This window comes from Balneola sp., assembly GCA_002694685.1.
Lineage (GTDB): Bacteria > Bacteroidota > Rhodothermia > Balneolales > Balneolaceae > Gracilimonas.
In genome coordinates this window covers 561076-573873 of the sequence record NZMW01000010.1, presented here as the reverse complement: position 1 = coordinate 573873, position 12798 = coordinate 561076, and the positions used below count along the sequence as shown (strand labels likewise).

11 protein-coding genes are annotated in these 12798 nt (G+C 41.4%); 6 read left to right on the top strand and 5 right to left on the bottom strand.

The annotated features are described in order from the left end of the window. On the bottom strand, nucleotides 1–513 hold the full coding sequence (locus CL667_12175) for a TIGR03546 family protein (GenBank protein ID MAL18457.1): 513 nt from the start codon (nucleotides 511–513) through the stop codon (nucleotides 1–3). A gap of 193 nt (nucleotides 514–706) precedes the next feature. On the opposite strand from CL667_12175, the gene CL667_12170 reads away from it, so the two are divergent. Together CL667_12170 and CL667_12165 are read left to right on the top strand one after the other, a co-directional pair. Further along, nucleotides 707–2065 carry a hypothetical protein gene (locus CL667_12170; GenBank protein MAL18456.1) on the top strand — a complete coding sequence of 453 codons (1359 nt, stop codon included), beginning with the start codon at nucleotides 707–709 and terminating at the stop codon, nucleotides 2063–2065. Between the two features lie 159 nt (nucleotides 2066–2224). Next, complete coding sequence (locus tag CL667_12165; GenBank protein MAL18455.1) at nucleotides 2225–3451, top strand: 8-amino-7-oxononanoate synthase; 1227 nt, start codon at nucleotides 2225–2227, stop codon at nucleotides 3449–3451. 277 nt (nucleotides 3452–3728) lie between these two features. On the opposite strand, the gene CL667_12160 is transcribed toward CL667_12165, so the two are convergent. Then, nucleotides 3729–4508: a biotin--[acetyl-CoA-carboxylase] ligase gene (locus CL667_12160; protein MAL18454.1), complete on the bottom strand. Its 780-nt coding sequence runs from the start codon at nucleotides 4506–4508 to the stop codon at nucleotides 3729–3731. 94 nt (nucleotides 4509–4602) lie between these two features. Continuing rightward, a complete protein-coding gene (locus CL667_12155) occupies nucleotides 4603–4902 on the bottom strand; it encodes a glycoside hydrolase (GenBank protein ID MAL18453.1) in 300 nt (99 codons plus the stop codon). Nucleotides 4903–5836: 934 nt separating this feature from the next. Here CL667_12155 and secA point away from each other — a divergent pair. From secA to CL667_12135, 4 genes are all read left to right on the top strand, one after another. Continuing rightward, nucleotides 5837–9232 (top strand): preprotein translocase subunit SecA, encoded by a 3396-nt coding sequence (secA, locus tag CL667_12150; GenBank protein ID MAL18452.1) that lies wholly within the window; start codon nucleotides 5837–5839, stop codon nucleotides 9230–9232. A gap of 237 nt (nucleotides 9233–9469) precedes the next feature. Continuing rightward, nucleotides 9470–10231, top strand: a complete 762-nt coding sequence (locus tag CL667_12145) for a hypothetical protein (protein ID MAL18451.1) — start codon at nucleotides 9470–9472, stop codon at nucleotides 10229–10231. 53 nt (nucleotides 10232–10284) lie between these two features. After that, complete coding sequence (locus CL667_12140; GenBank protein ID MAL18450.1) at nucleotides 10285–10878, top strand: hypothetical protein; 594 nt, start codon at nucleotides 10285–10287, stop codon at nucleotides 10876–10878. A 3-nt stretch (nucleotides 10879–10881) separates the two neighbouring features. Next, nucleotides 10882–11850, top strand: a complete 969-nt coding sequence (locus CL667_12135; protein MAL18449.1) for a hypothetical protein — start codon at nucleotides 10882–10884, stop codon at nucleotides 11848–11850. Nucleotides 11851–11860: 10 nt separating this feature from the next. Here the strand turns inward: CL667_12135 and CL667_12130 are convergent, their stop codons facing one another. After that, on the bottom strand, nucleotides 11861–12238 hold the full coding sequence (locus CL667_12130) for a bleomycin resistance protein (protein MAL18448.1): 378 nt from the start codon (nucleotides 12236–12238) through the stop codon (nucleotides 11861–11863). Nucleotides 12239–12304: 66 nt separating this feature from the next. Then, nucleotides 12305–12736, bottom strand: coding sequence for a MarR family transcriptional regulator (locus CL667_12125; protein MAL18447.1), 432 nt, complete (start codon nucleotides 12734–12736; stop codon nucleotides 12305–12307). Between the last annotated feature and the right edge of the window lie 62 nt (nucleotides 12737–12798).

The following is a 12798-nucleotide window of genomic DNA, read 5'->3' as shown; positions in this document are numbered from 1 at the left end:
CTATCCTCTCACTCTGCTTACCGTTTCATAAATACTGTACAGCTTGGTTCCCTTGAAGGCCTTAACCACTTTCCATTTCATCATTTTTTCGTGGATATGTTTTCTGTACTGAAGAACTCCATACTTAGCTAAAGGAAACATGGGTATGCAAAGTATGATAGCCGTCGCTAAACTCCCGATAACAACTGTATTATAAAACTCCGTAAGGGCAATCCATTCATTATTATACATGCTGGTCCAGGTTTCCTGCATACTTTCAAGCTCGAGCAGCCAAACTCCAAAGCTGTGAAATAACGGATCGGCCAGGTATGCAATCCCGCTAAAAATAGTGAATGATAAAAGCGCCATCCCGATGTTCACTTTAAGCACCAAAATCAAAACTACAATCAGGAGATTATGCAGGGAAGAAAGGGGCGTGAGGCCGATAATCATACCAAGTGTAATACCGCCTGCAATTTGGCCGGGTGAAGCCTCTGATGCCAATGCTTTTAACAGCTTGGCGATGTATCTCATAATTAAGAACATAATTGCACCTTAGTTTACTTTTTGATCAAAATAATGAATTCACATCGAAATTCTCATTGGGACTGTAAACAGAATATAAGTCCTTTGGTAAAGTTATCTGAGTATCCATTTAAAAGAATCTGCTTTTAGAGCGATTAAAATTTATATTTCTTATTGAATACTTAACATTTACTTCCACATCATGGTCAGCCGATTTATTTTACCCGCCCTAATTTTTACCGGACTTTTAGTTTCCAGTTGTGATCTTAACAATGCTAAAAACCCTTTAGAAGCTGCTTTTCCCTGTGAAGACGGATTAGCGATGGGAACCTATTCCTGCGAGAATGTTGACCTCTTTTCAGAACTATCCATTTATGAATTAAGCGGAGATTCGGTTGGGGTATATCTGAATGACATTTGGGGCTGGAAAGACAGTAAAACAAATACAGAATATGCCCTTGTTGGCTTAACCAACGGAATGGCTTTTGTGGATATTTCCAAACCCAATGAACCTGTTGTTGTAGCTCGGCTTCCGGAATCTAACCTCAACGCCAAATTCAAAACACTCAGCATTGACCAATACCCGGCCTGTAATTTAGGGCTTGGCGAAACAGCACGTTCAAAGTCTATTACCCAAGGGTCTTCCTGGAGAGATGTGAAAGTGTACGACGACCATGCATTTATTGTGAGTGATGCCCAGCCTCACGGCATGCAGGTGTTGGATCTCAAGAAATTAAGATCCTATAAAGGAGAAGTACTGGAACTAACTCATGACGCTCTCTACGACCAATTTGGTCCTGCCCACAATATTATAATTAACGAAGAAACCGGATATGCCTATGCTGCCGGTGTTACTCAATCCGAGGTTTGCGGAAGCCGAAATGAATCCGGCCTTCACATGATTGACATTAACGATCCCAAAAATCCAAGCTACGCCGGCTGTTACATTGACACAGAACCCGGCTTTTACAGAGTGGCCCCCGGTTATATTCACGATTCCCAGTGTGTGATTTATAATGGCCCGGATTCTGAACATCAAGGCAAAGAAGTATGCTTCAACTCTGCCGAAGGTAATGTGGTGATAGCCGATGTTTCTGATAAAGCCAGCCCAACCACTATTGGCTTTGAGCGCCAGGCCCAAATGCAATATTCTCACCAAGGGTGGCTTACTGAAGACCAATCCTACTTTTTAATGAACGATGAACTTGATGAGCGGAATTTAGGGCGAGGAACCAAAACGTACATTTGGGATGTCCGTGATTTGGATAACCCTGAATTTGTTGGTTATTACGAACACGAAACTAATTCTATAGATCACAATTTATATATAAAAGGAAATTATGCTTACGAGTCCAATTACAATTCCGGGTTACAGATATTGGATTTATCAGGAGTAGCATCTGCTGATCTCGAACGGGTTGCTTTCTTTGATACCCAGCCTCAAACCGATGCAGCTTCATTTAAAGGTACCTGGAGCAATTACCCTTTCTTTGAAAGCGGCCTAATTGTTTTAAGTGATATCGAAACCGGTTTATTTGTAGTACAGCCAAACCTCGACTAATTATACTATCAAAAGTGGTTTTTAGCAGGTTTAAAGGAATGTTACCAGAATGTTACCTTCTTTGAGTTAAGAGCATATTTCCGTACATTTACCTCGTTTTACGCTTGGCCTCCCCGGCCATCAAATCACAATTAGAGCGATAATCTCAGCGCAATTTATATGGATTTATTTGACAAGCTTGAAGGCCGACCAAGTCCACTCGGCCCATTTACATCGGAAGGTTATGGGTACTATACTTTCCCAAAATTGGAAGGACCTTTAGGACCAGAAATGCAGTTCAACGGCAAAGACATGGTCGTTTGGAGCATTAATGATTACCTCGGCATCGGAAGTAACGAAGAAATTAAAAAAGTAGACACCGAAGCTACTGCACAATACAGCCTTAGTGCACCAATGGGTGCCCGGCTTATGACTGGTAACTCTACCGAGCATGAAGCCCTTGAAAAAGAATTGGCTGAATTTGTACACAAAGAATCAGCTCAGCTTTTGAACTTCGGATATCAGGGAATCATGAGTACCATTCATGCCCTGACCGATCGGAATGATTTTCTGATTTATGACGAACTCAGTCATGCTTGCATTGTAGACGGAAAGCAGCTTTCTATGGCGGATAAATCCGTTTTTAAGCACAACGATATTGAAAGCTTTAAAAAGCAGCTTTACCGTGCAGATCGCAACCGAAAAGACAATTCTTCTATTCTTGTAGTTACTGAAGGTGTGTTCGGCATGACCGGAGACCTCGGTATCCTCAAAGAAATTATTGCATTGAAAGAAGAAGTCGATTTCCGCCTGTTAGTGGATGATGCTCACGGTATTGGTACCATGGGTAAAGACGGATCTGGTGCAGGAACACATCTTGGTGTTCAAGACGGAATTGATGTGTACTTTGGTACTTTTGCCAAGTCATTTGCATTAATTGGTGCTTTTATCGCTTCCGAACCTCGGGTTATTGAGTTCCTGAAAGCAAATGCACGAAGTCAGGTATTTGCCAAATCTCTGCCTATGCCAATCACGGTTTCCGCACGTAAGCGACTTCAAATGATTAAAGACCATCCTGAATGGAGAGAAAAACTTTGGAACAACACGCTCAAACTGCGTGAAGGCCTTCGTGATATTGGATACACCGTTCTTCCATCTGAAAGTCCGGTTACCCCAGTATTAACGAAAGGTAGTACTGACCTTTGTCAGGATATCATGCGCAAATTGCGTGAAGAGCACGGAGTGTTTGTAAGTGGTGTTGCTTATCCGGTAGTTCCAAAAGGAACTGTACTGATTCGCCTCATCCCTACAGCCGCTCATAACGATGCTCATATCGACAAGACCTTGAAGGCGTTTGAAGCCATCAAAGAATTTGTATTCGAAGCTGCATCAAAAATCAGCGCTTAAGAATACATAACTGTTTTAAACAGCAAAGCCCGATTGAGTAATCAATCGGGTTTTTTTATGAACAAGATTATTTGAACTGTAGTCATCCCTGCGAAGGCAGGGATCTGGCTGGTGCTATTAGCTCACACATAGCGCAAGCGGACGCTTGAACCAGAAATGCTTTAAATTAAACTAAACCGAAATCACGGATATCCTAAAATCAAATAAATCAGGGTTCACAGTGTGGTTTTGAACCATGATTTGTAAGATAATCATGATTTACCTGGTGGTGCATTAATCAAAAACGAACCCGAACCTGCTCATACGCAAAAGTCTTCACATCAAAATCTTTATCGAGAGCCAGCAGAGCACCGGCATCATTCACTCCTAAAAACTTATACTCTCCTTCAAGCTCTTCATTATTTACGATGAGATTTGTCCACTCCCCAAAACCAATCATCTTGCGGTTGATATGCTTTACCAAATCAGGACTGAACTGATTCCATAACCGATAATAATATTCAATCTTTTGAACGACCTCCGCCAGTAACTCTTCTCTGCAAAACGAACCCGAACTTTCTTTACTCAAGGATGTAGCCTTTTCTTTAAGCTCCCCCTCAAAGCACTTCTGATTTACATTCAGGCCAATCCCTACAACTACCCGCTCTACTTTACTGCCCGAAAACTGTGTTTCAGTCAAAATTCCACAGAGTTTCTTCCCATCGCACAGAATGTCATTGGGCCATTTCAGTTTTGTTGATATATCGGCTTGGGCATCGATAACATCAGAAACAGCCAGTGCACAAGCTAAGGTTAAAAGTGTAAAACGCTCTCCCTTTAGGGGTTCAAAAACCAAGCTGAAGGTAAGATTTTGCCCCGGCTCAACCTGCCATTTTCGCTCGTATTGACCGCGACCACCCGTTTGGTGATCAGCAACGACCAAAGATCCGTGATGAGGTGCACTCGAATCCATTTGCTTGGCATAGGAATTTGTGGAAGGCAATTCCTTAAAAAAATAAAAGCTACGCCCTAACCAGGACGTAGCTACATGCTTTTCAAAAAGCTCTGGATTAAACAAAATTTTATACCAAGTTAGAATGCTGACCTGTTTCAGTTACATATAAAGTATAACAAACCTCAGAATGTTCCATCCACAAAATAGCCCGCACTAACTATTTGCCGATGGCTACTACAGAATCTTCTGTTCCAAATTCATTGGGAACATATTTATCAGCAGAATCATCATTCTCCCATCGCTCGCCATCAATGTAGTACTTGAACTTATATTCATTTTCCGGCTTCAGGCGAAGGGTTGTCGTCCATTTGTCTTTTTTCTTTTCAAGTTTCTCTGAACCGGTATCCCAGTCATTAAACTCTCCGGCGACAGCTACTTCTTTGTCTGCCCATTCTGCGGGAAGTGCCAAGGTTACTTTACAAACCGTTCGTTTTGGTGTGAATTCTTTTGAAATCATAACAGGTAATTTTATTCATAGTGATTGAGAACACCCAAAAGTTATTTATAAAATTTAATCAAAACAAAAAATTGACAATAATTATAACGTCATTATATTTTATATAACTTAATTATTTAGGTATTTATCTTTAATAAATTAATTAATAATTAAATGAAAGCGTTTCTACTCCTAAGCTATTGTAAGGCATACTGTTTTTAGGCTTAGAAATTAAAAGTTTTGATTCATTCAAATTCTAATGTTTAGTTGCGAATAATTGCCGGTTTCCCTCACTATTCGCAAATACTAGGTTAATGTTCATTGTCGGCCGATAATTATTCCAAGCCCTTTACTCCGACCTCTCTAAATCTCTCCTTCTCAAGGAGAGACTTGTCCGAGCCTATTCTTAGTATTTATGCCGGGTTAGAGTTTAGACGCTGTAGTGAACTGCTTGCCTTCTTTAACATATCCGTCATCGCGAGGAGGCCGGATTACCGGAAGGCCCCAACCCCTTACGACGTGGCGATCTCCATAAACTATTTGGGATGCCGAAAAGGGAGATTGCCGCGTCGATATACATCTTAATCTTACTTCGACAATGAGACTCCTCGCAATGACGGGGCTTGTTTAAAACCCGATCTTTTGCTGAATGGACTCTCAAGACATTTACCACGTCCCTCTCCTTGCTTTGGAAGCCAGTGCTGAACTCGATTCAGTAAAGACAGAAGAGGTCGAAAGTTTGGTAAGCTTCTTAAGAAGAAATATATAACCATTCTGTATGCCTTATTCCCAAATCGATCATTCAGCTCATCGATTAATCGCCGTTCATTTCTGCCAAAATATATTCTGGCAAGATATTTGTAATCATTAACGTGCAAACAGTTGAACCGCCCTTGATATAAGGTTAACTTCAACCCATACAATAAAATTAGTCTCAGAGTACGAGTACCCCATTATGGATATATTAGAAACCGTCGGTAAAGCAATAACCAAAGTATTTGGTACCAAGAGTGAAAAGGATATTAAGAAGATCCAGCCGATCGTAGATGAAATCAAGAGCTATGAAGACCAAATTAAGCAGCTCAGCGACGATGAGCTAAAGGCTAAAACCGAAGAGTTTAAACAAAAGATTAAAGACGCCACCGCCGAAACGGTCGATGAAATCCAGAAGATCAAGAAAGACCTGGATAATATTGAGACCCTTACTCCCAGCGAACATCGGGAAATGGCTGAGCATCTGGATGAACTTGAAGAACGAGAGCTCGACATTATTGAAGAAGTATTAGATGACATTTTGCCTGAGGCTTTTGCGGTTCTTAAAGACACCTGCCGTCGATTTGTCGGTAAGTCCTGGAAAGTAGGCGGTAACGATATAACCTGGGAAATGGTCCCCTACGACGTTCAGCTAGTGGGTGCTATTGTGTTGCATCAGGGACGTATCGCTGAGATGAAAACGGGTGAAGGTAAAACGCTCGTTGCAATCTTCCCGGCTTACCTTAATGCCCTAGCCGGGAAAGGCGTTCACGTAATTACCGTGAACAACTATCTGGCTATTCGTGATGCTGAATGGAACGAGCCGATTTTCAACTTCCACGGACTACATGTGGATTGTGTGGATCGCTATCAGCCAAGTACCGAGCAACGACGCAAGGCTTATAAAGCGGATATCACGTACGGAACCAATAACGAATTTGGCTTTGATTACCTCCGTGACAACATGGTGGTTGAGCAAGAACAATTGGTTCAGCGTGATCATCACTATACCATTATTGATGAGGTTGACTCTATTCTGATTGATGAGGCGCGTACTCCTTTGATTATTTCCGGACCGGTTCCACAGGGGAATCAGTCTGATAAATATGTGGAGATGAAGCCCAGGGTGGAATCTTTGGTATTAGCTCAGAAAAAATTAGTAGCAAATCTGGTTAAAGAAGGAAAAGCGCTACTGGAAGAAGGCGATGAAGAAAAAGCCGGGCTTGCCCTTTTCCGTGCTGTACGTGGATTTCCAAAAAATTCACAATTGAGAAAACTTCAGCAGGACCCAAAAATTCAAAAACTCATTCAGAGTACGGAGTCTTTCTACCTGCAGGATAATGCCAAGAACATGCCCGTAGTAGATGAGTATTTATTTTATGCGGTTGATCCGAAAATGAATTCCATCGAGATGACGGAGAAAGGACGGGAATTCATCACCAAAAAAGGAGAAGATGAAGATTTCTTTGTGATTCCAGATTTGGGTGAAGAAACAGCAGTCATCGAAAAAGAGATTGATACCCTTCAGGAAGAGAAGCTGCAAGAAGTTAAAACCAACGACGAATTCAGCGAAGAGTATAAAGAGAAGAAAATTGAAGAAACGAAGGGTGAAATCAGACAGGAGCGTGAAAAACGTTTCAACGATCTGCACCGATTATTTGCTGAACGTGGAGACCGTATCCATACGGTTAATCAGCTTTTAAAAGCCTACACTAATTTTGAGCGTGAAGAAGAATACATCGTTCAAAATGGCAAGGTTAATATTGTTGATGAGCACACCGGACGTGTACTTTCCGGTCGTCGGTATTCTGACGGATTGCACCAGGCGATTGAGGCGAAAGAGAATGTGAAAGTTGAGGCTTCCACACAGACCTACGCCACCATCACCTTACAGAACTACTTCCGAATGTATAATAAGCTTGCCGGTATGACCGGTACTGCCGAAACGGAAGAAGGTGAATTCAATGAGATTTATGAACTGGATGTGGTTGTAATTCCAACCAACAAGCCTATTGCTCGAGACGATAAGGAAGATCTTGTTTTCAAAACCAAGCGGGAAAAATTCAACGCTACTATCCAGAAAATTCAGGAGTACCAAGACAAAGGTCAGCCGGTATTGGTAGGTACAACCAGCGTTGATGTTTCGGAAACGGTAAGCCGTATGCTGCAGCGTGCTGGCATATCACATAATGTTCTGAATGCTAAGCAACATGCTCGTGAGAGTGAAATTGTGAAGCAAGCCGGTGAAATTGGAGCCGTAACCGTTGCTACTAACATGGCCGGTCGTGGTACTGATATCAAGCTGGCTAAAGGCGTTAAAGAAAGAGGTGGATTGGCCATTTTAGGTACCGAACGCCATGAATCCCGCCGTATTGATTTGCAGCTTCGCGGTCGTTCCGGTCGTCAGGGTGATCCCGGTGAATCCCAGTTTTATGTATCACTGGAAGATGATTTGATGGCGCTGTTTATGTCAGATCGTGTTGCCAACGTGATGGACAAGCTTAGTTTTGAAGAAGGCGAAGTTATTACTCACCCATGGATTACCAAGTCACTGGGCCGTGCTCAAAGTAAAGTAGAGCAGAATAACTTTAGTATTCGTAAGCGTCAGCTGGAATATGATGATGTACTGAATAACCAGCGTAATGTGATTTATGCCCGCCGACATCACGCGCTGTCCGGAGATCAACTTCGAACGGATATCATGGATATGCTGGATGACCTGATTGAGTCACTGGTAGAAGAACACGTGGCTGCAGGTGACTATGAAGGACTGCATGAAAACATCCTTCGCCACATCGCTGTTGATGTTGAATTCGATAAGGATGAGTGGTTCAAGATGGGCGAGCGCCAATTAGCCGACCATATTGTAGATAAAGCACTTGAAGCCTATCGCGCTAAAGAAGAGCGCATGGCCAAGCCTCTTTACCAGGTGATGAAGCGAATCACCGAAGCAAATCCTGAAAACCGTCCTGACAAAGTTCAGGTTATTTTTACGGATGGTATTCGCCGAATGCGAATCGTTGTTGATGTTGAATCAGCATTGGAAAATGAAGGCCGTGAAGTAGCCAGATCTCTTGAGAAAAGTGCTATCCTTTCTATCATTGATCAGAAATGGATGGAGCACTTGCGTGAATTGGATTCTGTGAAAGAAGGTATCGGACTGAGATCTTTTGCTCAGAAAGATCCATTGTTAGAATACAAGCGTGAAGCGTTTGATATGTTCAAGATGCTGCTGGATGAAATTAACCAAGAAGCTATTTCATTGATTTGGAAAGCTGTCCCTGAAGTTCAAGCCGAAGACAACAAACTGGAAAAAGCTCAGAAGCAGAAATCCAGATTTGACACCTCTTCAATGGAAACTCAGCATGCTGATTCAACCGGAATGGGACTTAAAGCGCCTTCTCCTGAACAACAGAATGGCGGACAAAAACCACAAGGTGGAAATGCAAAACGCCAGCCAGTAGAAGTTGCTGACGAGCCCGGCCGAAATGATTACGTGACTGTTCAGAATATGAATACGAACGAGACCAAAGAGGTCAAGTGGAAGTATGCCAAGCGAATGGTTGAAGATGAAGGCTGGATTGTTGTAGAGAAGTAAGTTTATAGTTTTGGTTAAGCTCAAAACTATGAAGGTCATTTCGCGGCGAATGCCCGAAATCTAGATGTTAGCCCTTTATCAAAAGCTTATTTCGAACTACCATCCAGATCCCTGCCTCCGCAGGGATGACCATAAGTTGTTACTTCATTTCCTCCTTTTTTAGATCTAACAACACACTATGTAGGTATATATTTTTTCGCTATGTTTGTCACGAATTAACTAAATCAATCGGCAGAATTGGAAGTACTAGGCATCGACATAGGAAGCTACGGTATAAAAGGCGCTATCGTAGATATAGAAAAGGGTGAGATTGTATCCAAGAAAAAGACAACGGATAAAATTGAAGACACCCGCCCCCATAAGCTGATCTCCAAACTTCATAAAGTAGTTAAGAAATTCGATTGGGACGGCCCGATTGGCTGTGCCTTCCCTGCCGCCACCAGTAAAGGCATAGTGCTCTCTACCACCCGCATGGATAAAGGCTGGGTTGATGCCGATGCTGACCACCTTTTCACAGAAATAACCGGCTGTAAAGTAAGCGTCATTAATGACACCGACGCAACCGGATTAGCGGAAATGAAATTCGGAGTAGGCAAAGAACAACGTGGAACCGTATTGGTCCTGACGGTTGGGACCGGCATTGGATCCTCCCTTTTTATAGATGGCACCTTGGTTCCAAATACAGAACTGGGTCAAATTGAGATCAAAGGAATTAGTGTAGAAGAGAGAGCCTCAAACCGAGCCCGAAAAGAAGAGGGAATTCGAAAAAAGACCTGGGGTAAACGCCTGCAGCTCGTGCTTGAGCATTATGAGTCTTTGTTCCATCCCGACCTTTTTATTCTTGGTGGACAGCTTTCTAAAAAAGCCGATAAAACCTTTCCCTACATTAAGATTAAAACGAAATTTAAAGCCGCCAGTTTACTGAATAACGCCAGCATTGTGGGAGCTGCTTATTATGCTGCTTCCGTTCAGCTAAAGAATAAAGAGTTTTATAGGTAGTTATAAAGAGGATAATCTTACGATATTCCTTCTAATAAAAAGTTAAGAGATTAATGAGATTTGTAGCTTTTCTATTTGTATCAATGTCTATTCTTTTATTTGCTGGTTGCTCTCTATTTCCCTCAAACAACGAAGACAAGTTTGAGCCTTTTTTCACTGCTGAAATTAATGGAGAACCATATGATGCGAGATACATTGATAATAAGCTAAGAGCCGATGCTAGTCTCACTAACCAAGGAAATCTACTTTATCTTAATGTTTTTGGTGATCAGTGGGATCCTGAATATTATCCCTATTTCGAACAAATTGGGTTTTCTGTAGACTACATCGAAAACAAAACTGAGTACTCATCGATACTTGATACGGTTGGAGCTTTTCGAAATTTATATCTTGGGGGTAGTTACTACGAAGTAAATGGAGACGCTACTATTTCAAAGTATGATGCTAAGAATGACACTCAAGGTTATTTAGTAGTTAACTTCGAACCTCAGAAGAATGGTAAAACCATCGTTTCCGGGACATTTGAAATGAGGGTAATAGTCAATCGCAGAGCGGATCAATATAGCTTGAGGGCTAATCAAGACACCTTATACATTACTAATGGCAAGTACCGGCTTAAGCTTGACGATCGGACGGAGGGAAATTAGAAGATGAAGAAATTCGTAATTCTTTTATTACTCTTAAGTACTCTTTTCAATTGTACCATTCTGAATGACAAAGAACAGCCTTCGTCAGACGAAGGTAAAATAGTCTTTTCTATGCCTGAGAGCCCTGACAGGGGGACGTATCAGATTTATAAGATGAATCCAGATGGCAGTGGACAAATAAAACTCACTAATATAAAAAAAGGCGGTGCCTACGATCCTGCCTGGAGCCCGGATGGAAAACAAATAGCATTTACTTCAAGCCAAAAAAGTACTAGTGTAGGGCATTCTCTTTACCTCATGGATGCAGATGGTGCAAATAAAAGACCCATGAAATTGCTTCCAGATAATAATAAGATTGCCTACAGTGGAAATTATCCTAACTGGAGCCCAGACGGAGAAAAAATAGCATATTCATTCTGCAATGATTGTAATAGCTTCGGACTTAATGATGATATCCTAATTTACGATACAACCAGTGATAGTATTTATTCGGTGTTCACTCACCCAGCAAGTGATACCAGTCCCAAATGGAGCCCGGATGGGGAGAGTATAGCCTTTACTTCTAATCGAGATTATTACCAATCAATAGAAGACAGCGCTAATACCGATATTTATTTAATCGATGCTACTGGTACTAATCTAAGGAGGCTAACCGATACAGGAAATGCCGGGCGGCAGCTTTGGTTCTCAAGTGGTGAAGAGCTCCTGTATTGGTCAGAGAACCAGCTCTTTCGGTTGAATATTGAAACAAATAATTCAGAATTAATCCCTGTAAATCTAAGCTCTGAAATAGGATTTAGGCCATTAAGTTTTGTCGAGGGAGATAATAAGATTTTACTCGATACATTTAGTTTTGATAGTTCTAAAAGAGAACATTCTCTTTACATATTAGATTTGGTTACACAAGAACTCACCAAAATTAAGTCCGCAAATTACTTTTTTGGAGCTAGTTGGTCTGAAAAAGAAAATTAAGCATGATTGTCTATTTATCTGAATGAAGCGCAATCCGGTTCCCTTCTGAATCTTTAATTACCGCCATAAAACCATGATCGGGGGAAATCTGTCTTTTAGGAATGGAAATTTCTCCTCCTGCATCTTCAACCTTGTCTAATACTTTTTGTAGATCAGGATTGGCATTCAGATAAACCAACGGCCCTTTAGAATCACTCGGATAATAGTAATCTGCATTTTTGATAAGGGAGCCGCCTACCCCTTCCGGCTCAGATGGGAATAAAGCCATATCCAGTCCATCGCCTAAATTCATAGAATACATCTCAAAGCCAAAGATAGCTTCATAAAATGCTTTGGATCGTTCTATATCTGTTACAGGAATTTCAAACCAATTGACTGCATTCTTCATAATAACCCCATTTAATTTGATGTCTATTGGATTGTAGATTATCAGAACTCCAAAAACAAGTAGAAATTAAGACCGTGCTTTTTCGAGCAATACATTCAGTTGCTCGGCCTCATCTTCAGAAAGTAAGGCAAACTCACCGTCCAGTTCATCCAGCCGGTCTTCCACCTGAGCTAGTAACCGAAGCCCTTCATACTTAATAAAAACCTGTATTAGCCGGCCATCTTTAGGGTCTTTTCTTTTTCTGACTAATTCCTTTTTTATCAACCGATCGACTAAACGAGAGGTATCTGAACTTTTATCCCTCATCTTCGCCTGAATTCCTTTAGTGGACATCGGCTCGTTATTCGCTTCTTTCAGAATCCTTAGAATAGAAAGCTGTTGCTGGGTAATATCGAATTCTTCGAGAAAGTCTTTCATCGTAGTTCGTAACCATACTTCCGTTTCAAGTATATTCGCACGGAGTTCTTGCCATACAGTTTTGAGAGCTGCTTCAGCCATAGTCAGAATGTTTTATTTCAAGAATGTAGATGATTATTAATTGCGCTAAATATAATGTCTAA

Bases quoted from the DNA above. Each gene is read 5' to 3' on its own strand.
- CL667_12175 (MAL18457.1), bottom strand. From the start codon at position 513: ATGAGATACATCGCCAAGCTGTTAAAAGCATTGGCATCAGAGGCTTCA.
- CL667_12125 (MAL18447.1), bottom strand. From the start codon at position 12,736: ATGGCTGAAGCAGCTCTCAAAACTGTATGGCAAGAACTCCGTGCGAAT.
- CL667_12170 (MAL18456.1), top strand. From the start codon at position 707: ATGGTCAGCCGATTTATTTTACCCGCCCTAATTTTTACCGGACTTTTA.
- CL667_12140 (MAL18450.1), top strand. From the start codon at position 10,285: ATGAGATTTGTAGCTTTTCTATTTGTATCAATGTCTATTCTTTTATTT.
- secA (MAL18452.1), top strand. From the start codon at position 5,837: ATGGATATATTAGAAACCGTCGGTAAAGCAATAACCAAAGTATTTGGT.
- CL667_12130 (MAL18448.1), bottom strand. From the start codon at position 12,238: ATGAAGAATGCAGTCAATTGGTTTGAAATTCCTGTAACAGATATAGAA.
- CL667_12155 (MAL18453.1), bottom strand. From the start codon at position 4,902: ATGATTTCAAAAGAATTCACACCAAAACGAACGGTTTGTAAAGTAACC.
- CL667_12165 (MAL18455.1), top strand. From the start codon at position 2,225: ATGGATTTATTTGACAAGCTTGAAGGCCGACCAAGTCCACTCGGCCCA.
- CL667_12135 (MAL18449.1), top strand. From the start codon at position 10,882: ATGAAGAAATTCGTAATTCTTTTATTACTCTTAAGTACTCTTTTCAAT.